General features: G+C 61.4%; 15 protein-coding genes. 6 read left to right on the top strand and 9 right to left on the bottom strand.

Annotated features, from left to right (window positions below; genetic code table 11):
- Window positions 1–78 precede the first annotated feature (78 nt).
- On the top strand, window positions 79–951 hold the full coding sequence (locus tag ABK249_RS11245; RefSeq protein ID WP_037150792.1) for a DUF6030 family protein: 873 nt from the start codon (window positions 79–81) through the stop codon (window positions 949–951).
- Here the strand turns inward: ABK249_RS11245 and ABK249_RS11240 are convergent.
- Window positions 929–4,381: an AAA family ATPase gene (locus ABK249_RS11240; protein ID WP_348862877.1), complete on the bottom strand. Its 3,453-nt coding sequence runs from the start codon at window positions 4,379–4,381 to the stop codon at window positions 929–931. The genes ABK249_RS11245 and ABK249_RS11240 overlap by 23 nt on opposite strands.
- Window positions 4,382–4,384: 3 nt before the next feature.
- On the bottom strand, window positions 4,385–5,617 hold the full coding sequence (locus ABK249_RS11235; RefSeq protein ID WP_037150960.1) for a metallophosphoesterase family protein: 1,233 nt from the start codon (window positions 5,615–5,617) through the stop codon (window positions 4,385–4,387).
- A 104-nt stretch (window positions 5,618–5,721) separates the two neighbouring features.
- Here ABK249_RS11235 and ABK249_RS11230 point away from each other — a divergent pair, with 104 nt between their 5' ends.
- Window positions 5,722–6,708, top strand: coding sequence for an aldo/keto reductase (locus ABK249_RS11230; protein WP_348862876.1), 987 nt, complete (start codon window positions 5,722–5,724; stop codon window positions 6,706–6,708).
- Between the two features lie 61 nt (window positions 6,709–6,769).
- Here ABK249_RS11230 and ABK249_RS11225 read toward each other — a convergent pair whose 3' ends face one another.
- The 6 genes from ABK249_RS11225 to clpP all read right to left on the bottom strand — a co-directional run bounded on the left by ABK249_RS11225 (window position 6,770) and on the right by clpP (window position 15,185).
- On the bottom strand, window positions 6,770–7,234 hold the full coding sequence (locus ABK249_RS11225) for a GNAT family N-acetyltransferase (RefSeq protein ID WP_037150776.1): 465 nt from the start codon (window positions 7,232–7,234) through the stop codon (window positions 6,770–6,772).
- Between the two features lie 66 nt (window positions 7,235–7,300).
- The gene (locus tag ABK249_RS11220; RefSeq protein WP_348862875.1) at window positions 7,301–9,493 is read right to left on the bottom strand and encodes an esterase-like activity of phytase family protein; all 2,193 of its coding nucleotides are present in this window, start codon (window positions 9,491–9,493) and stop codon (window positions 7,301–7,303) included.
- Window positions 9,494–9,673: 180 nt separating this feature from the next.
- The gene (hupB, locus tag ABK249_RS11215) at window positions 9,674–9,949 is read right to left on the bottom strand and encodes a DNA-binding protein HupB (RefSeq protein WP_007753405.1); all 276 of its coding nucleotides are present in this window, start codon (window positions 9,947–9,949) and stop codon (window positions 9,674–9,676) included.
- Window positions 9,950–10,149: 200 nt separating this feature from the next.
- Window positions 10,150–12,570, bottom strand: a complete 2,421-nt coding sequence (gene lon, locus ABK249_RS11210; protein WP_037150768.1) for an endopeptidase La — start codon at window positions 12,568–12,570, stop codon at window positions 10,150–10,152.
- Between the two features lie 422 nt (window positions 12,571–12,992).
- Complete coding sequence (gene clpX, locus ABK249_RS11205) at window positions 12,993–14,270, bottom strand: ATP-dependent Clp protease ATP-binding subunit ClpX (RefSeq protein WP_210050942.1); 1,278 nt, start codon at window positions 14,268–14,270, stop codon at window positions 12,993–12,995.
- A 282-nt stretch (window positions 14,271–14,552) separates the two neighbouring features.
- On the bottom strand, window positions 14,553–15,185 hold the full coding sequence (gene clpP / locus ABK249_RS11200; protein WP_037150763.1) for an ATP-dependent Clp endopeptidase proteolytic subunit ClpP: 633 nt from the start codon (window positions 15,183–15,185) through the stop codon (window positions 14,553–14,555).
- A 362-nt stretch (window positions 15,186–15,547) separates the two neighbouring features.
- Between clpP and ABK249_RS11195 the strand changes: the two genes are divergently transcribed.
- The 3 genes from ABK249_RS11195 (at window position 15,548) to ABK249_RS11185 (ending at window position 19,913) form a co-directional block, all read left to right on the top strand.
- Entirely contained in the window at window positions 15,548–16,798 is a 1,251-nt protein-coding gene (locus ABK249_RS11195) for a GGDEF domain-containing protein (protein ID WP_348862874.1), read from the top strand.
- Between the two features lie 67 nt (window positions 16,799–16,865).
- Entirely contained in the window at window positions 16,866–18,623 is a 1,758-nt protein-coding gene (gene ggt / locus ABK249_RS11190; protein ID WP_348862873.1) for a gamma-glutamyltransferase, read from the top strand.
- Between the two features lie 42 nt (window positions 18,624–18,665).
- Window positions 18,666–19,913, top strand: coding sequence for a cytochrome P450 (locus tag ABK249_RS11185; RefSeq protein ID WP_348862872.1), 1,248 nt, complete (start codon window positions 18,666–18,668; stop codon window positions 19,911–19,913).
- A 6-nt stretch (window positions 19,914–19,919) separates the two neighbouring features.
- Here the strand turns inward: ABK249_RS11185 and ABK249_RS11180 are convergent, their stop codons facing one another.
- On the bottom strand, window positions 19,920–20,735 hold the full coding sequence (locus ABK249_RS11180) for an SDR family NAD(P)-dependent oxidoreductase (protein ID WP_348862870.1): 816 nt from the start codon (window positions 20,733–20,735) through the stop codon (window positions 19,920–19,922).
- 152 nt (window positions 20,736–20,887) lie between these two features.
- On the opposite strand from ABK249_RS11180, the gene ABK249_RS11175 reads away from it, so the two are divergent.
- Window positions 20,888–21,367: a MarR family winged helix-turn-helix transcriptional regulator gene (locus ABK249_RS11175; RefSeq protein ID WP_348862869.1), complete on the top strand. Its 480-nt coding sequence runs from the start codon at window positions 20,888–20,890 to the stop codon at window positions 21,365–21,367.
- Window position 21,368: the final 1 nt, after the last annotated feature.

Raw genomic sequence — 21,368 nt, 5'->3', positions numbered from 1 at the left:
GGAGCAGTTTCCGGTTGTCCGGTAATATGTTATGCGCGGGGCCACCCGCCGGAGATTCCTCGATCGGAAATGGAGCCCATGCCGGAAGAGGACCAGGCAAAAATCCTGACGCCAGCCGCCCGGCGCCGCAGGCAGCGCATGGCAGCCTTCGCCTTCAGCCTCTTCCTTGCCGGCATGCTTATAGCCCTTGCAGCGACCGTGCTTGCCGTCAACAACGGCCGCAATTTCGAGCGCCTCGTCCGGCAGGTCGGCCTTGAGGACTATCTCCTTGCCGCGCCGCCGGCACTGCGCATCGACAGGCAACGCCGGCAGCCGCCCGCCAGTCGCTTTCCGCCCTGGCTTCTCAGAGCAGGTCTGGAACGCATGGCGCTATTCGAAAAAGCAGCAGCCTTTTCCGCCGAAGAACGCTGCAATCTCCTGCGAACCCAAAAGGGTACACAGCCAACATTCACCACCTCGGACGACGACTGGGAGTGCCTGATTTTCGAGGAATTCGATAACTCGTCCGAACCGGCCTCCTTCTTCATCCAGGCGAGAGGCGGCTTGCCGGATACCTTTCGCAATTTCCGGCTCAAGTTCAGCCTGACAAATCCGCTGACGGAAACCGTTGTCCTCAACGAGGCGATCGCCGCGATGCAGCGCTTCGACCTGCCGATGGCGCCGGAGACCCGCGCCTATCTCGCGCAAAAGCTTACCGCCCGCACCGAGTTCACATCGACCTCGGAAAACTATTGGATGGCGTTCAGGCAGGAAATCATCGACAAGCGGCGGTACAATCTCGTCATCCTGCCTCTGCCGCAGACGATCACCTGTGGCGACCCCGCATTACCGCCGCCGGACAGGGCAGGCAGGCCGATCTATGGCATGACCGTCGGTTGCCTCTCCCTCCAGGCCGCCCCTCGCCAGCCCCCACCTGCGTCTTCGCCGCCTAGCCTCTTTCCAGCTGGATGAGATCGAGCTCACCGCCAATTTCGCGGCGGGCAGTTTCGACCAAGCTCATCTGGTGGGTGAAAAGGATCGTCTGGAATGTCTTGCCTGCCGCTGCGAGCGTACGCAGGCCAGCCGCGGTGCGCTCGTCGTCAAAGGTCTGGAAGATATCGTCGAGGACGAGCGGTGCGGGTTCGTTGCGACTGCAATAGTCCTCCAGGAAGGCGAGCCGCAGCGCGAGATACAGCTGATCACCGGTGCCTTCGCTCAAGCCCTCGAGCTTCACCTGTTCCCCGGTGCGCCGTTCGACGGCGAGCTGCAGCTCGTCCTCATCGTCGTAAAGCTGGACAAGACGTGAAAAACGGCCGCTTGTGAGATCGGAAAAGACCTGTCCTGCCCGCTTCATAACCGGATCGGCCTGGCGTTCGCGATAAGCTTCCATCGAGTTTGCGAGGAGGCTCGAAGCAAGCTTCAACACCACCCATCGTCGCGCGAGTTCTTTCGCTTCGGCCTCGGCCGCGTGCTTCTGAAACACCGCGCGTTCCGCGCCAATGCTCGTCTCCAGTTCCCGCCGGCGGCGGAGATTATCCGCTTCGGCGGTCCGCAGCGCCGAAATCCTGTCGACCTGCCGACCATCCTCAGCCTCCAGCCGTTCGATCTCCAGCCCGGCGGCCACCCGATCGAAGCCGTCAAGCGCCGCACGCACTCCCTCTTCATCCAAGCCATCCGCCTGCTCGGCAAAGCGCACGCGGCACTGGCGAAGGCTGGCTTCAATCCGGGCGCGCTGCCTTAGATCTTCGAGCACGGCGTCGAGATCGGAAGGGGCTTTCGAAACCGATTCGGCAAGCTCTGCGAGCTCCGCCTCAAGTGCCGTCCCTTCTGCAGCGTGCCGCGCCAGCGATAATTCGGCACGTTCCAGCGCCGCCGTCAGCGTGGCCCGCTGGTTTTCGGCAGTCTTCGCGGCCACGGCCCGCTCGTTCAGCAGGCCTGCCGCGACATCGGCCGGGACAGAGGCAAGATCCGGCGCGATCTCCGTGCAGAACGTCCGGACTTCCTCCTCGAACGCCTCCATATCGCGCGCCATGCCGCGCACCCGGCGGTTGCGGTTTTCCCGCTCGGAGAAGAGATCGGGCACCGTGCGCCAGACATCGAGCGCGGCGAGCGCCATATCGACGGTCGCGTCTTCCGGCAGGCCAGCCAGCGCCGCCGCATTGGCGAAGTCGGCACGCCAGCGATCGATCTCGCGGCGCAATTCAGTTTCCCGCTGCTCCAGCCGCTGCAATGCCTCCTCGGCGGAATGGCGCTTGCCCTCCAGAGAGCGGCTTTCCGTCCAGCGATCGGCGATATCACTGATCCGGCGATCGAGTGCCCGTGCAAGAGCGGGCGACGGCAAGGCCGCAGAGTCCAGGCCGATACCATCGGCCAGGGCCAGAAGCACAGGCTTCAGCTTCTCTTCCTTGAGGCGAAGCGCCTCAAGCCCGTCCCTCGCCTCGTCCAGCGCTTCCGCCAAATGGGAAAGCCCGTCCACAGCGCGGCGCCATTCGATCATCCGTTCCGGCGTCGACGGCGAAACGGGCGCCGCATGGAAAAGGTCTTCGAATTCGGTCACCGCATCGGAGGCTGCGATCTCGGCCTCTTTTGCCGCGGCGTCGGCTGCTGCAACGCTTTGCTCCAGTTCCCGCTGCCGCAGGGTAAGCTGTGCATGGCGGGAGACACGCTCGGCATCGGCAAGTGCCGCATCGGCAAGCCGGTCGGATTGGTCGATTGCCGTTTTCAGCTCTTCGAGCGTGTCCGCGGAGGGTCTTGTACCCAACATTTCGACGAGCTCGTCGCGTCGCGCCCGAACGACTGCGATATCTTCGCGGGAAACGATCTTGCCCTGTCCTTCCAGTCCCGCAAGCTGCCCGGCGACCGCTTTCGCCTCATCGCGCAACGCCGTTCGCATCTGTTGCGCCTTGGTGCTTTCTGCCCTGGCTTCCTCGATCAGGCGGCGATGGCTCACCAGTGTCGCGATATCCGGCAGCGGCACGGTCCAGAGCTTTTGGATGTCGCGTACGGGCGGGTCGAGACGGTCGGCGGCGGCGTTGAAATTCGCCTCGGCCCTGGCCACCCTTACCTGCAGGTTTTCGAGCTCCGTCATCGCATTGATGTCGGGCCTTAGCGCCGCAAGCTGTTCCGTCCACGGCTTCGGATCGATGAGGCGACCATCGGCCCCGGTCGCCTCCAGCCGCCGCAGCGCGTCGCGTTCTTCTTCGATGCGCTGGCGGAGCTGCTTCAGGCTACGGTCGAATTCGCCCCCCTCCTCCACCAGTTTCTTCAGCCGCGCCAGATCGGCATCGGCCGGCTGGGCACGCTCGAGTTCCTGGGCGCTTGCATAACCAAGCCGGCGAGCGGCCTGAAAAAGGCGAAGGTCGAAGTCATCGACCTCGCCGCGCACCCGGGCAATATCCTCCCGCGCTTTCAGATATGCGCCCTTTTCCGCATGGGTTGAAAGGATCCTGGGTGCCGCCGCGATCAGCGCCTCGTCCACATGAACGGTCTCGATCTCCTCCCTGAGCCGCGCCACGTCCGCTTCGGCCGCGCCACGGGCCTCACCGTTCTTCCTACCGGCTTCCAGCGCCTTCTCAAGCCGCTCCTCGAAACCGGCCGGCAGCGCGGCAAGCGCTTCGTATTGGGCAAGAAGCTGTTGTTCCCGGTCGATCTCACGGAGCAACGGCTCCAGCGCCAGAAGCCTGCGCAACCGGTCGAGCGAGTGCCTGGTCTCCTGCCGTTCGGCCTGGACCGCGGCCAGATCCGCCTCGATCCCGGCCTGTTCGGCCAAGAGCTTCTTCCAGTCGCCGGATTTCAGCTCACTGTCGCGTTCGGCTCTGCGGGCTTCATCATGGGCATCGATTACCTGATAGAAGAGACGATCCTTCGAACGGCGTTGCGCATAGATGCCATCGGCCTCCGCTTCCAATTGCCTCCGCAGGCCAGAAAGCCCGGTCAGACCGGACGCGGCGGAAAACAATAGACTGCCGATCTCACCACCACTTTTCAGCATGGTTTCCCCACCAGCCCGCAGCGACAGGGAATCGAGCCCGAAGGCACGTTCGAAGACCTCGCGGGACAAGGTGCCGAGGAATGGCGCCAACGCATCTTCGGGCAGCGCCTCTTCGGCCTCTGTCGAAGAAAGCAGCGTATTCTTGCGGCCGCGCCGGCGGCGAAAAGCGAGCGTCTGCCCTTCGCGCGCGACGATCTCGGCGCCGACCCTCAGCGAAGTCGGATCGTGCAGGAAACTCATTTCGGCGGCGCTCGGGAAACCGAAGAGCAGATCGGAAATCGCCGAAAGAGCCGAGGACTTCCCGGCCTCGTTGGGACCGTAGATCACATGCAGCTTCGCATCGGGCCGGAAGGTGAGAGCCCGGTCGGTCAGCGCGCCGTAACGCATAATGTCGAGACGGTTGAAACGCATCTGTCAGCCAGCCCTCGCCGCACGCGCGAGCAAAAGATCGCGGGCTTCGGCCAGCAGCGTTTCCGCGTCGTCACCGAGGGCAAGATCGCCGGCGCCGATGCCACCCGGCAGACGCGCGGTGATCTCAGCGATCCTGGCGTCGGCGTCGGCCAATAGTTCCGGCGGGAATGTCCCCATGGGGATGAGGCCTGCCAAGCCGAGCATGTCCACCGGTACCGTGGCACCGGCTGTCTCCGGCTCCAGCCGCACGTCCAGCTTCTCCAGCCAGATGTCCTCGTGGCAGCGATGGCAGGCGGCCTGCACTTCGTCGCGGAAATCGTCGGCGCGCGCCGTCAGCTCGTTGCGGAAACGGCTCCTGCCGGTCAATCGGATACGGAGCGCCAGCGGCCGTCCTTCCATCTTCTCGGCAACGGATTCCAGTGCATTTTCCAGTCGCCGGAGAATGGCCGGGATATCGTCGTCCGGTTCGACCGTCGCGGCAAGCTCGCCGAAACGGGCGCTGTCGGTGATGATCCGCTCATGGGTGACGCGACCGTCCTCGACCGTGACCAGCACGGCGCCCTTCGCCCCCTGCTCGCGGATCGAACGGCCCTGCAGGTTGCCCGGGAAAACCACCAAGGGGTCTTTCGCGACGATCTCGAAATCATGAACATGGCCGAGCGCCCAATAGTCGTAGCCGCGCGAGCGCAGATCTTCGACCGAGCACGGCGCATAGGGCGCATGCGGCTCGCGGCCGGTCAGTGAGGTATGCAGCACGCCGACGTTGAACCAGCCGGGCTCCGGTTTGGGATAGGCAAGCGCCAGGTTTTCGGTTGCCGAGCGTTCGGCAAAACCCTGGCCGTGCAGCGCCACCTTCAAGTGTTCCAGCTTGAACGTGCCGGGCTTGTTGACCGGAAATTCGCTGACATTCTTCGGCAGCGTGATCGTCTTCGTGATCACACTTTCGGCGTCGTGATTGCCCTTCAGGAGGAAGACTGGGATGCCGGCGCGCTCCAGCCGTGCCACTTCGCGGTTGAAGAACAAGCCGATCTTGTTGTCCTTCCAGTCGCCGTCATAGACATCACCCGCAACGATGAAGAAATCCACCCGGCGTTCGACCGCCTGATCCACCAGTGCCGAAAAAGCCTTGCGGCTCGCCTCAATGAAGAGTTCCGCGATCGCCGCGTCCTTCATCGCCAGCCCCTGGAAGGGACTGCCGAGATGCAGGTCGGCGGCATGGATAAAACGGAAGGTCATCGAATCGCTTGTTTTGATTGCCAGCTTGAGCATGTGTTTTAGGCAAATGCCGGGCGCGACGGAAGCTCCGGCTTGAGCGGCCTGTGGATATATCGGAGGACATCATGAGACAGCACGCGTTCGGACGCACATCCTTCACCGTCAGCGAGGTCGGCTTCGGCGCCTGGCAGATCGGCGGCTCCTGGGACGATGTCAGCGAGGCGGATGGCCGGGCGGCGCTGGAAGCCGCGCTCGATTCCGGCGTCACCTTCATCGACACCGCAGACGTCTATGGCGACGGCCGTTCGGAAAAGATCATCGCGAGCGTTCTAAAGTCGCGTGGCGGCGCGCGCCCGATGGTCGCGACCAAGGCGGGCCGGCGGCTGAACCCGCATGTCGCCGACGGTTACACCAGAGCCAATCTCGAAGCCTTTATCGACCGCAGCCTCAAGAACCTCGAAGTCGACAGCCTTGACCTCGTGCAGCTCCATTGCCCGCCAACCGAGGTCCTTTACCGCCCGGACGTCTTCGGCGCGCTCGACGATCTTCGCCGCGCCGGCAAGATCAGGAACTACGGAGTCAGTGTCGAAAAGGTCGAGGAGGCCTTGAAGGCGATCGAATATCCCGACGTCGTCAGCATCCAGATCATCTATAACATCTTCCGCCAGCGACCGGCCGACTTGTTCTTCAAGGAGGCCAAGCGGAAAAACGTGGCGGTTATCGTCCGCGTGCCGCTCGCCAGCGGCCTGCTGTCCGGCAAGATCACCCGTGAAACGGCCTTCGCCAAGGACGACCACCGCAACTTCAACCGGCATGGCGAGGCCTTCGATGTCGGCGAGACCTTTGCGGGCGTACCCTTCGAGGTGGGCCTTCAAGCCGTCGACGAGGTGCGCAAGCTGGTGCCGGCCGGCGCCTCCATGGCCGCCTTCGCACTGAAATGGATCCTGATGAACGAGGCGGTCACCGTCGTCATCCCCGGCGCGCGCAACGAGGCGCAGGCGAAGGACAATGCTGCGGCGGCCGAACTTGCCGCACTTTCTGCCGACGTTATGACGGCAACGAAGGAAATCTATGCGCGGCTGGTTGCCCCGCATGTGCATCAGCGCTGGTGAGGGATCGGATGATCGGCGGCGCCCCTCATTCCCCTGCCGACGGTACTTGGCTTTTCTTCCGTCAGCCGATCCTAAACCGGTAAATAGTCTCGCTATCCGATTTCACCCGCTCCAAGTCCCCTCCCCCGGCAGCATCGATCGCCCGCGGCCAGAAGGCTTGGGCCGGCGTGTTCAACGCCATGACGCTCAATTCCCAGCGGCCAGGATGGGCGCGCAGGACGGCGGTGGCGGCGTCGCGTCCAGCGCCATGCCGTCGCGCGTCCGGAACGATATAGAATTCAGCTATCGAAAAATCCGTGCTTCGGCCCGACGGGGACCAAGTATTGACGAAGGCGAAGCCGATGCATTCGCTGTCCCGTCGTATGAGATAGGGCCAGCGGCTTTCGATCTCCTGCCAATAGGCATCGAAATACGGGTAATCAGCGCCGGAGCCGCCATATCTTTCGAACTCTGCGAGATATTGGGAAAGAAGATCTCTCAGCAGAGGCTTTTGCGCCGCGGGTGCCAGCTCTATGCCAATATCCATCGCATCTCCTTACACAAAAAGGCCGGGCGAAACCCGGCCTTTCCTTATTCTGGCATCCATGGATGCTCAGTTGGTGGCCTTCAGCTCGACCGGAAAGAACAGCGTTTCGCCGGAGCTATCGTCGATGCCGTCGTTGTCGGTGACGGCAAAGGCCTTGCCAGACTTGTCGAAGGTAAAGCCTTCGAGCTTGTCGAGGACATAGCCGTTGGTCACCTTCAGGTCCGGGATGAAGTCGTGGACTTCTTCCTTTTTCACCAGCGGCAGTTCGCTGCCGATCTTGCCCGGCTTGAGGTCGGCGATTGCGACGCGATAGAGCTTCTTCAGCCTGGCATTGTCGCCGATCTGGTTGTCGCGCTCGATGATGTAGACGTAATCGCCATGCGCGGTGATTTCCGACAGACCGACCCAACCGGCATCTGCCTTCTCCAGTGGATAGCGGACGGCACCCCATTCCTTGCTCTTCGGCTTATAGGAGACGAGCTTCACGGTGCCCTTCGGGTCGTCCTTCCATTCGCGCTGGATTGCCATCCAGAGCGTCAGGTCGTCGCCGGAGCCAACGGTGGTGATGCCTTCGAAGCCGTAACGGCTCTCGTTGGAAAGCAGATCCGCCGGCAGGCCGATCTCGGTCTTGATCTCGCCCTTGGCGCTGACGTTGTAGAGGCCGTGCCCGACCAGCTTGGAGGCATCACCCTCCGACGCAAGCCAGAAGCCGCCCTTGCCATCGAGCGCGATACCTTCGATGTCGAGCTTCTGGGCCGGCTGCCCTCCGCGGGTCACGCGCAGGACATTGGTGATCTCAGCCGGCGTCCTGGTCGTGTCGATGGTGAAGATCGACGGCTGCATGCCATAGAAGGAATCACTGACGGCATGGAGGATGCCGTCCTTTTCAGCATCGCCGACGAGACCGGACAGAGCGCCCCAGCCGAGCACGTTGCCGTCGACATCCTTGGAAACGAGCGTTGGATAGCTCGGCTGGCCTTCGGCAAGCTCGTAAATCATCACATGCGAGCGTGCACCGCCGTCTTCGCCAAGATCGACTTCGTTGGCGGTGGCAAACAGGTTACGGCCAGGAATGGCGACAGCACCTTCCGGCGAAATGCCCGACGGCAGAAGCTGGGCAAGTTGCGGTTCGGCGCCGGTATCCTTGTAGACGGCCACGACGGAAGCGCGTTCGGAAAGAATGAAGATGTAGTTCTGGCCATTGAAGGAAGCGAACTCCATGCCTTCCAGTTCAACGCCCTTCGACTTCGCACGCTTGTCCGGGAAATGTCCAATGCGGGCGATTTCGCGTTCCAGCGACGCGCCGGACTCGTAGAGAACCTTGCCAGTACGATCGAAGATCGTGAAGCTGCGCGAACCACCCTTCCAGTCGCCTTCATTGGCGATAACGAGGCGGTTGTTGTCCAGCCACTTGATGGCATCCGGTTCGCGCAATACGCCCTCCGCCTTGCCGGTGAAGGAAAGCTGGCCGTCAGTCTTGTTGTCGATGCCTTCCAGATCGGTCTTGCCAGCGGAGAAATGGCCGACGACGGTCGCTGTCTTGCCATCGATGATGGCGATGTGGTTGTTCTCCTGCAGCGTGACGGCTATCTCGCCGGCATCGTTGATGGCAACGAATTCCGGTTCCGGATCTTCCGGCGCGATCTCCGCAAGGCCGGTCAGCGAGACATGCTTGATGGAGGCGCAGTCGGCGGCACCATCCTTCAGCGACACGATGACCAGATCACCGACCGGCATCTGCGGAATGGCGCCGTCGTTCACGTCCTCGTCGCGCTCGTTTTCGATGGCGATCGCAGCAAAGGTCTTGTCCTTCGAAATAGCGATCGAATCCGGCTGGCCGCCGAGGTCGCAGGTTGCTTCGATCTTCTTCGACGCGATATCCACGACATTCAGCTTGCCGGACGGCTTCACGTAGCTTTCCGACGTATTGACGGCGGCGAGAACCTTGGAGCCGACTGCGGCTACGGATGTAGGCTCGCCGTCTAGGGACAGCGCGCCGAGCGCCTTCGGAGCCTTGGGATCGGTGATGTCGATGAAACCGATCGCGCCAAGCGGGCTGTCGGAATAGATCAGCGTATTGCCGTCTTCGCTGGCGGTGATGATTTCCGCCGACGTGGTCGTCAGCTTGTCCTTGTCCGCAGGAAGATTGCTGGCAACGGGGAAGGATGCGATGCGGTTGAAGACCTGCTCTGCGCTGGCAGGCGCTGCGACCGAGGCGAGAAGCACCGCTGTCAGCGCGGCGTGAATACGGAATGTCATAGGAGCCCTCCTGTCCATAAAACCGTCGCTGGTTATTGGAGCATGCGCATGACAGAGGGATGACGGTTTTCACACGTTGGAGCTGCCCAACCTACGATGTTCTGAGAAAACGAAAAAGGCCCGGGAAACCCAGGCCTTTCCGTTATTGAGACTGCTACAGGGTTGCCCGGAGGCAGCGCGTTAGCTGTTGACAGCGTCCTTCAGGCCCTTGCCGGCCGAGAACTTCGGCACGTTGCGTGCCGGAATGTCGACTTCGGCGCCGGTCGACGGGTTGCGGCCCTTGGATGCCTCGCGACGGGAAACGGAGAAGCTGCCGAAGCCGGCGAGACGAATGTCACCACCCTTCTTCAGCTCAGCCTGTACGGTCTCAAAAACGGCATCAACAGCAGATGCGGCATCAGCCTTGGAGAGACCGGCTTTTTCGGCCACTGCGGATACCAATTCGTTCTTGTTCATGTTTCCACCCCTTTCAGCGGTTTTGGAACGACTCATGTATTTCGGCGCCGACAATAGTTCGGTGTCAGGCCTTGGCAACCCAAAAGCTCCGCAATCGCCTGAAAAACAAGGGGTATGCGGCAGTTTTCACAAAAAAAGCCGGCTTGAAACCGGCTTTTTCCGTGGATAGTGCCAATTTGGCATGACCAAAAGACGATCGATCAGTGGGCGACCGCAGTTCCGACGTCGTCGACCCCTTCGACGGTCGCAATCACCGGCGTTTCCACCGTGCCGTCCCATTCGATCGGCTCGGGCTGGCGGACAAGCGCCTGGCGGATCACTTCACCCATACGCGAGACAGGAATGATCTCCATGTTGTTCTTCACATTGTCCGGAATCTCCGCCAGGTCCTTGGCGTTTTCCTCCGGGATCAGAACCTTCTTGATGCCGCCGCGCAGCGCCGCAAGGAGCTTCTCCTTGAGACCGCCGATCGGCAGAACACGGCCGCGAAGCGTGATCTCGCCGGTCATGGCGACGTCCTTGTTGACCGGAATGCCGGTCATGACCGAGACGATCGCGGTGGCCATGGCGACACCCGCCGACGGGCCGTCCTTCGGGGTCGCCCCTTCCGGAACGTGGACGTGGATATCCGACTTGTCGAAGCGCGGAGGTTCGATGCCGAAATCCACAGCGCGCGAACGGACATAGGATGCCGCCGCCGAGATGGACTCCTTCATGACTTCCTTCAGGTTGCCGGTGACCGTCATGCGGCCCTTGCCCGGCATCATGACGCCTTCGATCGTCAGGAGTTCGCCGCCGACTTCCGTCCAGGCGAGACCGGTGACGACACCAACCTGATCCTCACGTTCGGCCTCGCCGTGGCGGAAGCGCGGAACGCCGAGATAGTCATTGATGTTGGCAGCCGTGACCTCGACCGACTTCGTCTTGCCCTTGATGATCTCGGTCACCGCCTTGCGTGCGAGCTTCATCAGTTCACGTTCGAAGTTACGGACGCCCGCTTCACGGGTGTACTGCTGGATGATCGCCATCAGGGCATCGTCGCTCACCGAGAATTCGTTCGGCTGCAGCGCATGCTCCTTGATTGCCTTCGGCAGAAGGTGACGCTTGGCGATCTCACGCTTCTCGTCCTCGGTGTAACCGGCGATGCGGATGATTTCCATACGGTCCATCAGCGGTGCCGGGATGTTCAGCGTGTTTGCCGTGGTGATGAACATCACGTCGGACAGGTCGTATTCGACTTCCAGGTAATGGTCCATGAAGGTCGAGTTCTGTGCCGGGTCCAGCACTTCGAGCAGCGCCGAAGACGGGTCGCCGCGGAAGTCCATGCCCATCTTGTCGATCTCGTCGAGCAGGAAGAGCGGGTTGGACTTCTTCGCCTTCTTCATCGACTGGATGACCTTGCCGGGCATCGAGCCGATATAGGTGCGGCGGTGACCGCGGATTTCGGCTTCGTCACGGACGCCGCCGAGCGCCATGCGGACATATTCGCGGCCGGTCGCCTTGGCGATCGACTGGGCAAGCGAGGTCTTGCCGACGCCCGGGGGGCCGACGAGGCACAGGATGGGGCCCTTGATCTTGGTTGCGCGCGCCTGGACGGCCAGATACTCGATGATGCGTTCCTTGACCTTGTCGAGGCCGAAGTGATCGGCTTCGAGGATCTTTTCGGCGTTGTTGAGGTCGGCCTTGATCTTCGACCGCTTGCCCCACGGAATGCCAAGCAGCCAGTCGAGATAGTTGCGCACGACGGTGGCTTCCGCCGACATCGGGCTCATCTGCCGAAGCTTCTTCAACTCCGCATCGGCCTTCTCGCGGGCTTCCTTCGAAAGCTTCGTCTTGGAGATGCGCTCCTCGAGTTCGGCCATCTCGTCGCGGCCTTCCTCGCCGTCGCCGAGTTCCTTCTGGATCGCCTTCATCTGCTCATTGAGGTAGTATTCGCGCTGGGTCTTCTCCATCTGGCGCTTGACGCGCGAGCGGATGCGCTTTTCCACCTGCAGGACGGAAATCTCGCCTTCCATGAAGCCGAGCGCCTTTTCGAGACGCAGCTTGACGCTGACGGTCTCCAGCATTTCCTGCTTCTCGGTGATCTTGATCGACAGGTGCGAGGCGACCGTGTCTGCCAGCTTCGAATAATCCTCGATCTGGCTTGCGGCGCCGACGACTTCCGGCGAGATCTTCTTGTTCAGCTTCACGTAGTTCTCGAACTCGGAAACCACCGAACGGGACAGCGCCTCGACCTCGACGGCGTCCTCTTCGGGCTCGTCGAGAACGTTCGCCGTCGCCTCGTAAAACTCTTCGCGGTCCGTATAGCCATCGATCTGGGCGCGCGCGCGGCCTTCGACGAGCACCTTCACGGTGCCATCGGGAAGCTTCAGGAGCTGCAGCACGTTGGCAACGGTGCCGACCTTGTAGATTGCCGAGGGTTCGGGATCATCGTCGCCGGCATTGATCTGGGTGACGAGCATGATCTGCTTGTCGGATCCCATCACTTCTTCGAGCGCGCGAATGGATTTCTCCCGTCCGACGAACAGAGGCACGATCATATGCGGAAAGACCACAATGTCGCGCAGAGGCAGCACCGGATAGGTTTCGCCGCCAGGTGCCGCAGACGTTGAATTCGTCATTTCAATTCCTTTCCATCGTCCCGTTTCCGGGATACGTCGCCTGGGCAGATCACAGGGCAATCACCCAGGCACTTCACTCCCGCCCAAAGTGGCGTTTCCGAAATTTGATTTCAAGCCTTGCAGTGCTGCCGCCGCATCAGCATTGTGACAGTAGCATTACAAAGCGCGCACTCGAAACGCTTATACGGGACGCCAAGAACACAGCACGCGGTCACCGACCGTCAGCAACTATAACCGAAGCAGGCCAAGCCGCTATAGAGTTACTGTTGATCTTCCTGCGCATTTTCTAATGCAAGATGCACCCGGCGCAACTCTTCGCAATGCGAAAATGGTGGAATAATTAAAAAAAGCAAGTGTGTACATCGACACGAAAAGAGGCCCCTGTCAGGGCCTCTCCAAGATGATCATCCAGCTTGCGTAGCTCAGGCCGAGACGTTGGCCTTTTCTTCCTGCCGGTCGGCATAGATGTAGAGCGGGCGAGCCGTGCCTTTTACCACGTCTTCGGAGATCACCACTTCGCGCACGCCTTCCAGCGCCGGAAGCTCGAACATCGTATCGAGCAGGATCTTCTCCATGATGGAGCGCAAGCCACGTGCGCCGGTCTTGCGGACGATCGCCCTCTTGGCGATCTCGCGCAGTGCATCCTCGTGGAAGGTCAGTTCCACGTCCTCCATCTCGAAAAGCCGCTGGTACTGTTTGACGAGAGCGTTCTTCGGTTCCGAAAGGATCTGGATCAGCGCATCCTCGTCCAGGTCTTCGAGCGTCGCCAGGACCGGCAGACGGCCGATGAATTCCGGGATCAGGCCGAACTTGACCAGGTCTTCCGGCTCCAGTTCACGCAACACCTCGCCGACCCGGCGCTCGTCCTGGGCGCGCACCGTGGCGGCAAAGCCGATCGACGTCTTCTCGCCGCGGGCGGAGATGATCTTGTCGAGACCGGCAAACGCGCCGCCGCATATGAACAGGATGTTCGTCGTGTCGACCTGCAGGAATTCCTGCTGCGGATGCTTGCGGCCGCCCTGGGGCGGGACCGAGGCGACCGTCCCTTCCATGATCTTCAGCAGCGCCTGCTGGACGCCCTCGCCCGACACGTCGCGGGTGATCGACGGGTTGTCGGACTTGCGGGAAATCTTGTCCACTTCGTCGATGTAGACGATGCCACGCTGGGCGCGTTCGACATTGTAGTCAGCCGCCTGCAGGAGCTTCAGGATGATGTTCTCGACGTCCTCGCCGACATAGCCGGCTTCGGTGAGCGTCGTGGCATCCGCCATGGTGAAGGGCACGTCGATGATGCGGGCGAGCGTCTGGGCAAGATAGGTCTTGCCGCAGCCGGTCGGGCCGACCAGCATAATGTTCGACTTCGCGAGCTCCACATCGCCACCCTTGGAGGCATGCGCCAGGCGCTTGTAGTGGTTATGCACCGCAACCGACAGGATGCGCTTGGCCTGCTTCTGGCCGATGACGTATTCGTCGAGAACCTTGATGATGTCCTGCGGTGTCGGAACCCCGTCGCGGGACTTGACCATCGAGGTCTTGTTCTCTTCGCGGATGATGTCCATGCACAGTTCGACGCATTCATCGCAGATGAACACCGTCGGTCCGGCGATCAGCTTCCGGACTTCGTGCTGGCTCTTTCCGCAGAAAGAGCAATACAGAGTATTCTTGGAGTCGCCGCCGTTGCTGCCGCTGACTTTGCTCATATCACTTTCCTTCCAGCACTCCGCGCTCAAGTCAGAACGGGCGCGGTCCACTCTACAAGCCCGCCAAACCCATCTGACGGGCTTCACGTGCCTGCCTGCCCTTAAGGGTACTCTACCGATCCGGGCACATCATGCAGATCGGCGGCAACGAAACCCTCAGGAAACGCATGCTATGTCATAAAAGTTCAACACAGCATTAATAGGTACTAATAGCGCTTTCCGTGCGACTTGAAACCCTTTTTTGCTCACAACGGGGTGAGACACACAGGTTCACGCTTCCACTCAATCTCCCGAGCCGCCTTCGATTTCCTGACGCGAAGTCAGGATCTTGTCGACGACGCCCCATTCCCGGGCCTCGTCGGCATCCATGAAGTGGTCACGGTCGAGCGTCTTTTCGACTTCTTCGTACGTGCGGCCGGTATGCTTCACGTAGACCTCGTTCAAACGTCTTTTCATCTTCAATATGTCACGGGCGTGGCGTTCGATGTCGGAGGCCTGTCCCTGGAACCCGCCCGATGGCTGGTGCACCATGATGCGGGAGTTCGGCGTCGCAAAGCGCATACCTTTCTCGCCGGCCGCAAGCAGAAGCGAGCCCATGGACGCCGCCTGACCGATGCAGAGCGTCGAGACAGCGGGCTTGATGAACTGCATCGTATCGTAGATCGCCATGCCGGCAGTCACGACGCCGCCGGGCGAATTGATGTAAAGGGCGACTTCCTTCTTCGGGTTTTCCGCTTCGAGGAAGAGAAGCTGGGCGCAGACGAGCGACGCCATCTGGTCCTCCACCGGACCGGTCAGGAAGATGATCCGCTCCTTCAGGAGGCGCGAAAAGATGTCATAAGAGCGCTCACCGCGATTGGTCTGCTCTACGACCATCGGCACCAAGGCCATTGCGGTATCAATTGGATTTCTCATGTCCGTCCTTTGTCAAGCACTTGCCGAAGGCAGAGAGGCGCTCCGGAATCAAATGGAATAGGTCATTCCCTACATAGAGTGTCAACGCCCGGTACTTCAAGACGGAGCACCTGATATCCTTAACTGCCGCGGGATGCGTGGGATCGAGCGCTAGTATGATTCCTCCGAGATTGCAGCCGGCCGGGATTCGTTTCCGCTCGCATGCACAAGTTTTTGCCCGATCACGGTAAAGTGTGTGTGAACACATTCGGGCATTGCTTGTTCCGCTTCGCGGCAGGTCCCGGATTCTGTCATCCCGGCAACCTCGTTTTAAAGAGTCTCAGCCATGTTGCTCCTGCCCAAAGTCGGGCGCGGAGGGGCGAGTGGACATTTTGACGGGCCTGCTGATCTGGTCGGTGGAGGCGATGACGCTCGCCGTCCTCTTGTTTTCGCGCTGGTTTCACGAGCGGGACGACTTCTATCTGACCTGGGGCTGCGGCTTCGCGCTGCATAGTCTGGGCGTCGCGCTCGTTGCCTTGCGCGGCGACATTCCCGACTTCCTTTCCATCCAGATCGCCAATACGGTCATATTCGTGGCCATCGCCCTGTGGATCGCCGGCCTCCTGCAATTCGATCGCGAGCCGGTCCAGGGTTTTGTTGCCATTCCGGCACTTATCTGGATCGCCGGCATGTTGCTGGACCCGATCCGGGAGAACTTTGCGAACCGGGTGGTGCTCTACAACGCCGCGGCCATGGTCGGTTATGCCATCATGATCGGCACCCTTGTCAGGAACAACGGGCCATCCCGGTCCACACGCCGCTTCATGGCCAGCTTCATCAGTGTCCAATTCCTGGCGAACGGCGCCAGCGCCGTCCTTGCCGTCGTCAATCGCCCGACCTCGTTTGCCACCGCGCCGAATGCCATGTGGCTTTTCTTTCCCGCCGCCTTCTGCTTCGTCGCCGGTATCATGAGCGGCGCGAAACTGCTGACCGAACGATCGGAGGAGAAACTGAAAACGCTCGCCGTGACCGATCCGTTGACCGGCGTGCTCAACCGTCGTGGCCTCATCGATGAATTCCATGGCCTGCGCATCGTCCAGAAAGCGGAGAAGCCGCTGATCGCATTCCTGCATTTCGACCTCGACGGCTTCAAGCAGATCAACGACCGCTGCGGACACCAGGCCGGCGATGCGGTTTTGGTGGCGTTCTCGCAGGTCGGCCAGACCTCACTGCGCGGCCGCGGCTTCTTCGGCCGCATGGGCGGCGAAGAATTCGCTTCGATCGTGCGCGTCGGCGATATGATCGAGGCCGCCAGCATAGCGGAGGCGATCCGCCTCACCCTAAAGCGTCAGGTCATCGCTGCCGGCGAGCATCGGATCAAGGTCACGGTGAGCGCCGGCATCGCGCTTGCGACGGCTGGCGAAGCCGATCTCGACCAGCTGCTCAGCGCCGCCGACCGGGCGCTCTATACCGCCAAGGAAAGCGGCCGCGACCGCACGGCGATCGATACAGGTGCCGAAGCCTCCATCATCCCCGCCGCCGACCGGCAGGGCGAAGACGAAGCACCGACCGATATCCGCGCCAACCGACAGGTGGCGGCCCTGAAACGCCTCACAGCGCTCGGCAAACGCTGACCCTCTTGTCCTTCCTCCGGTAAAGTCCACATTCTCCGTTAGGGATCAATGGCGGAGGGAATGCCATATGCGAGCAACTTTTTTCATGAGCCTTGCGCTTTCGCTTCTGCTTTCGGCAGGTGTGATCGAGGCTCAACAGGCATCCGATACCATCGCACCGGAACGCGCGACCGGGATGACGGCGGCAAAGCGCGTCGAAGCGAAGAATTTCATGGTCGCGGCCGCCAATCCGCTGGCGGCAGAAGCAGGACGGGATGTGATCGCCAAGGGCGGCAATGCGATCGACGCCATGGTGGCCGTCCAGACCGTGCTCGGTCTTGTCGAACCACAGAGCTCCGGCCTCGGCGGCGGCTCTTTCCTCGTCTACTACGACGCAGCCGCCAACAAGCTTACGACCTTCGACGGCCGGGAAACCGCACCGATGGAGGCAACGCCGAAACTGTTCCTCGATGCGCAGGGCCAGCCGCTGAAATTCATGGACGCGGTGGTCGGCGGCCGGTCGGTCGGCACGCCCGGCACCGTGCGGCTGCTGCACGAGGTCCATAAGCGCTACGGCAAGACGGAATGGACCAGCCTGTTCGAAGCGGCCGAAACTCTCGCCACAAATGGTTTCGAAGTCTCTCCGCGCCTGGCCTCCCTGGTTGCCGCCGAAGGCGACCGGCTGAAGAAATACGAAGGTCCGCGCGGCTATTTCTACGACGCTTCCGGTGCGCCATTGAAGGTCGGGGCCATCCTCAAGAACCCCGCCTACGCGGAAACGCTGAAGGCGATCGCCACCGGCGGTGCCGACGCCTTCTATAACGGGCCGATCGCCGAAGCCATTGTCAAAACCGTACGGGAAGCAGCCGGGAATCCGGGCGTGCTGTCGCTTGCCGACCTCGCCAACTATCGGATCAAGGAACGCGAGCCGGTCTGCTTCAACTATCGCGCGCTCGATGTCTGCGGCATGGGGCCGCCGTCGTCCGGCGCGGTCGCGGTCGGCCAGATTCTCGGCACGATCGAGAATTTCGACATCAAAGGCCTCGGGCCGCAAAGCGCCGAGAGCTGGCGGATCATCGGTGATGCGCAGCGCCTCGCCTTCGCCGACCGCGAGCGCTATCTCGCCGATCAGGATTTCGTCCCCTCGCCGATCAAGGGTCTCATCAAGAAGGACTATCTCGGCACGCGGGCCGCATTGCTCGACGGCGAGAAAGCGCTTGCCGCCGACGCCGTGAAGGCCGGCGAGCCGGAATGGGACCACGCCCTGCTTTTCGGGAACGGCGAAGCGATCGAACTCCCCTCCACCAGCCATTTCGTCATCGTCGACAGACAGGGCAATGTCGTGTCGATGACCACGACGATCGAAAGCGGTTTCGGCTCGCGGCTCATGACCAACGGTTTCCTGCTCAACAACGAGCTTACCGACTTTTCCTTCAAGACCCATGACGGAAGCCTGCCCGTCGCCAACCGCGTCGAGCCCGGAAAACGGCCCCGCTCTTCCATGTCGCCCACCATCGTCATGAAGGATGGCAAGCCGCTTCTCGCCATCGGCTCGCCCGGCGGCAGCCAGATCATCGGTTACGTGGCGCAGGCGCTGATCGCCTATATCGATTGGGGCATGCCGGTCGAACAGATCGTCGCCCAGCCGCATTTGATCAACCGCTTCGGAACCTATGACATCGAGGCCGGCACGGACGCGGAAAAGCTGGCGGAGCCCTTGAGGGCACTGGGTTATGAGGTGAAGGTTGGCGAGATGAACTCCGGCCTGCATGCGATCGAGATCACCGCGAACGGCCTTGTCGGCAGCGCCGATCCGCGCCGCGAGGGTGTCGCGGTCGGCGAATAGACAGGGCTTCCGCGTTTCAAGGGATTGCGCTAGGCATCGGGCATGAGCAACCTGCCCGATTTTCTCCGCATCGATTCCGAAACCCGCCGCGTCTTTCTCGACGGGCGCAATCCTGCCTTCTATAGCGATCCGAACCGCGTCTACGCGCTTCTCCACGAACACTGCCCGACCTTTTATTGGGAAGAGCAGCGGCAATGGTTCTTCACCGGTTACGACCATGTGAACGCGCTCTTGCGCGACCGGCGGTTCGGCCGGCAGATCCTGCACATCGCCAGCCGGGAGGAGCTCGGTCTCCCCGCTCCTCAGCCGCATCTTGAGAACTTCGATCTTGCCGAGCGCTATTCGTTGCTGGAACTCGAACCACCGGAGCACACGCGACTCAGGACGCTCGTCAACCGCGCCTTCGTCTCCCGGCATATCGAAAGGCTGAGGCCCGAGATCGCCGAGCTTGCTGAAAAGCTGATTGATGGTTTCGAGAAGGACGGCGGAACAGAACTGCTCTCCTCCTTTGCCGATATCATCCCGGTGACGATGATCGCCCGGATGATCGGCATTCCTGACGAGATGGGGCCGCAATTGCTCGCCTGGTCGCATGCCTATGTGGGCATGTACATGTTCAAGCGAACAGCAGAGGACGAAGATGCGGCCGACCGCGCCGCGAAGAAATTCGCGGACTACGTCAAGGACTTGATCGCCGAGCGGCGCAGGTCGCCACGTGAGGATCTGCTCACCCACATGATCCATACGGAGCATAAGGGCCAATACCTCACCGACGACGAGCTGGTTTCCACGACGATCGTGCTGCTCAACGCCGGACATGAGGCGACCGTGCACCAGATCGGCAATTCGGTGAGGGTCATACTGGACGGCGGGCTGCCGCCATCGGAACTCTTCCGCGACGATGCAGCGACGGAACGAACCGTAGAAGAGACGCTGCGCATCTGCGCTCCGGTGCACATCTTCCAACGATGGGCGTTGGAAGATGCCGAGATCGACGATTTGACGTTCAAGCGCGGCGACAAGGTGAGCCTCATCCTCGCCGCCGCCAACCTGGACCCGAAGAAATTCTCCGATCCGCGGACCTTCAAGCCGGACCGGCAGGAGGCGCCGAACCTTTCCTTCGGCGCCGGCATCCATTTCTGCATCGGCGCGCCGCTTGCCAGGCTCGAACTCAATACCGTGCTGCCGATCCTCTTCCGTCGCCTGCCCGGAATGAGGATCGCCAAGACGCCCGTCGTCAAAGACGTCTATCACTTCCACGGATTGGAGAGGCTCGATCTTTCCTGGTGAAGCCGATCAAGCGGCTTGCGAAGAGGAAACCCCGAAGCGCGCGGCCGGCCTGTTCAGCGACAGATGGGGCCGCAATTCACTGCGAGCATTCTCGAACGCCTCATAGAGCGTCTTGTCTGCGAGCGATGGGATGGTGATCAGTTCGCCCTGGTCGAAACCCGCGAGTGCCGCATCGACGAGATCGGTGACATCCATCACCATGTTCGGGTCCATGTTGTCGAATGAACCGCCGACACGGTCGAAGATCTCCGTCCGGGTCAGCCCCGGCAGGACCGCCTGGATGCGGACGCCGGTTCCGGCAAGTTCGCTCGCCAGAGATTCCGTCAGGACAAGAACGAAAGCCTTGCTGGCGCTGTAGGTGCCGCTGAAGGCCTGGGGCCACAGCGCGACGACCGAGGCGGTATTGATGATCGCCCCCTCGCCTCGCCCCACGAAAGCCTGGGCGGCTGCTACTGCAAGCCGGTTCGCGGCAGTGACGTTGAGATCGACCATCTGGTCAAGATAATCGGCGTCGCTCTGGAGTAGCGATCCCTTCGGCCCGATGCCGGCATTGTTGACGAAAAGCGTGATTGAACCGTCCTCGCGCAGACGCTTTTCAACGGCAAGAACGTCGGCCCGCTGCGTCAGGTCGGCGCGCAGCACCTCTGCCGTTACGCCATGGCCCTGCGTCAGGCGCTCGGCGAGCGCTTTCAGCCTGTCCTCATCGCGGGCAACAAGAATGAGATCGTAACCGCGCCTGGCCAGGCGGTCGGCATAGGTCGCGCCGATTCCGGACGAAGCGCCGGTCACGAGGGCAGTTCCGAGTTTCGATGATGTCGTCATTGGTTCATCTCCTTTGATTGGAATTTACTGGTATATGCCACTATATGTGAAGACGGGGTTTCGAAATCGCAAGAGGAGAGCATAAATTTTTATCGGGAGTGGAAGCGCCAGCCAAAAGCGGGCATCCTCCCCACGGAAAAGCAGGTAAGGACATGGTGAACGACAAAAAAATGGGGGAAGACGGCATCTGGCTTTACTGCAGCAACAGCGCAGTGCGCCGCGCTTCGCGGCAGCTCGGTCAGCTTTATGAGGATGCGATGGGTGACACCGGTCTCAAGGGCACGCAATTCTCGCTTCTGTCGCAGATCGCACGCTCAGGAGAACCGCCCCTCAAAAGCCTGGCAGAGGCAATGGTCATGGACCTTTCCGCGCTCGGCCACACGTTGAAGCCGCTGATTCGCGACGGGCTGGTGGAACTGGTGCCCGACGCCAAGGATCGGCGGGTAAAACGCGTGAGACTGACGGAGACCGGAATTGCAAAGCAGAAAGAGCTGACCGCACGCTGGCAGATCGCTCAGGACCGCTTCGACAAGGCTTTCGGAAAGGAAAAGTCGGAGGAGATGCGGCGTACGCTCGCCTTCATCTCGTCGCAGGAGTTCGCCGAAGCGTTCAATGGCAACAAGAAGGACTGAT

The sequence above is a fragment of the Neorhizobium phenanthreniclasticum genome, from assembly GCF_040066075.1.
Lineage (GTDB): Bacteria > Pseudomonadota > Alphaproteobacteria > Rhizobiales > Rhizobiaceae > Neorhizobium > Neorhizobium petrolearium.
This window is presented reverse-complemented; position numbering and strand designations above follow the sequence as displayed.

What these genes read in the sequence shown, in the direction of transcription:
- ABK249_RS11245 (WP_037150792.1), top strand. Translation starts at nt 79, where the DNA reads ATGCCGGAAGAGGACCAGGCAAAAATCCTGACGCCAGCCGCCCGGCGC.
- ABK249_RS11240 (WP_348862877.1), bottom strand. Translation starts at nt 4,381, where the DNA reads ATGCGTTTCAACCGTCTCGACATTATGCGTTACGGCGCGCTGACCGAC.
- ABK249_RS11235 (WP_037150960.1), bottom strand. Translation starts at nt 5,617, where the DNA reads ATGACCTTCCGTTTTATCCATGCCGCCGACCTGCATCTCGGCAGTCCC.
- ABK249_RS11230 (WP_348862876.1), top strand. Translation starts at nt 5,722, where the DNA reads ATGAGACAGCACGCGTTCGGACGCACATCCTTCACCGTCAGCGAGGTC.
- ABK249_RS11225 (WP_037150776.1), bottom strand. Translation starts at nt 7,234, where the DNA reads ATGGATATTGGCATAGAGCTGGCACCCGCGGCGCAAAAGCCTCTGCTG.
- ABK249_RS11220 (WP_348862875.1), bottom strand. Translation starts at nt 9,493, where the DNA reads ATGACATTCCGTATTCACGCCGCGCTGACAGCGGTGCTTCTCGCCTCG.
- hupB (WP_007753405.1), bottom strand. Translation starts at nt 9,949, where the DNA reads ATGAACAAGAACGAATTGGTATCCGCAGTGGCCGAAAAAGCCGGTCTC.
- lon (WP_037150768.1), bottom strand. Translation starts at nt 12,570, where the DNA reads ATGACGAATTCAACGTCTGCGGCACCTGGCGGCGAAACCTATCCGGTG.
- clpX (WP_210050942.1), bottom strand. Translation starts at nt 14,270, where the DNA reads ATGAGCAAAGTCAGCGGCAGCAACGGCGGCGACTCCAAGAATACTCTG.
- clpP (WP_037150763.1), bottom strand. Translation starts at nt 15,185, where the DNA reads ATGAGAAATCCAATTGATACCGCAATGGCCTTGGTGCCGATGGTCGTA.
- ggt (WP_348862873.1), top strand. Translation starts at nt 16,866, where the DNA reads ATGCGAGCAACTTTTTTCATGAGCCTTGCGCTTTCGCTTCTGCTTTCG.
- ABK249_RS11185 (WP_348862872.1), top strand. Translation starts at nt 18,666, where the DNA reads ATGAGCAACCTGCCCGATTTTCTCCGCATCGATTCCGAAACCCGCCGC.
- ABK249_RS11180 (WP_348862870.1), bottom strand. Translation starts at nt 20,735, where the DNA reads ATGACGACATCATCGAAACTCGGAACTGCCCTCGTGACCGGCGCTTCG.
- ABK249_RS11175 (WP_348862869.1), top strand. Translation starts at nt 20,888, where the DNA reads ATGGTGAACGACAAAAAAATGGGGGAAGACGGCATCTGGCTTTACTGC.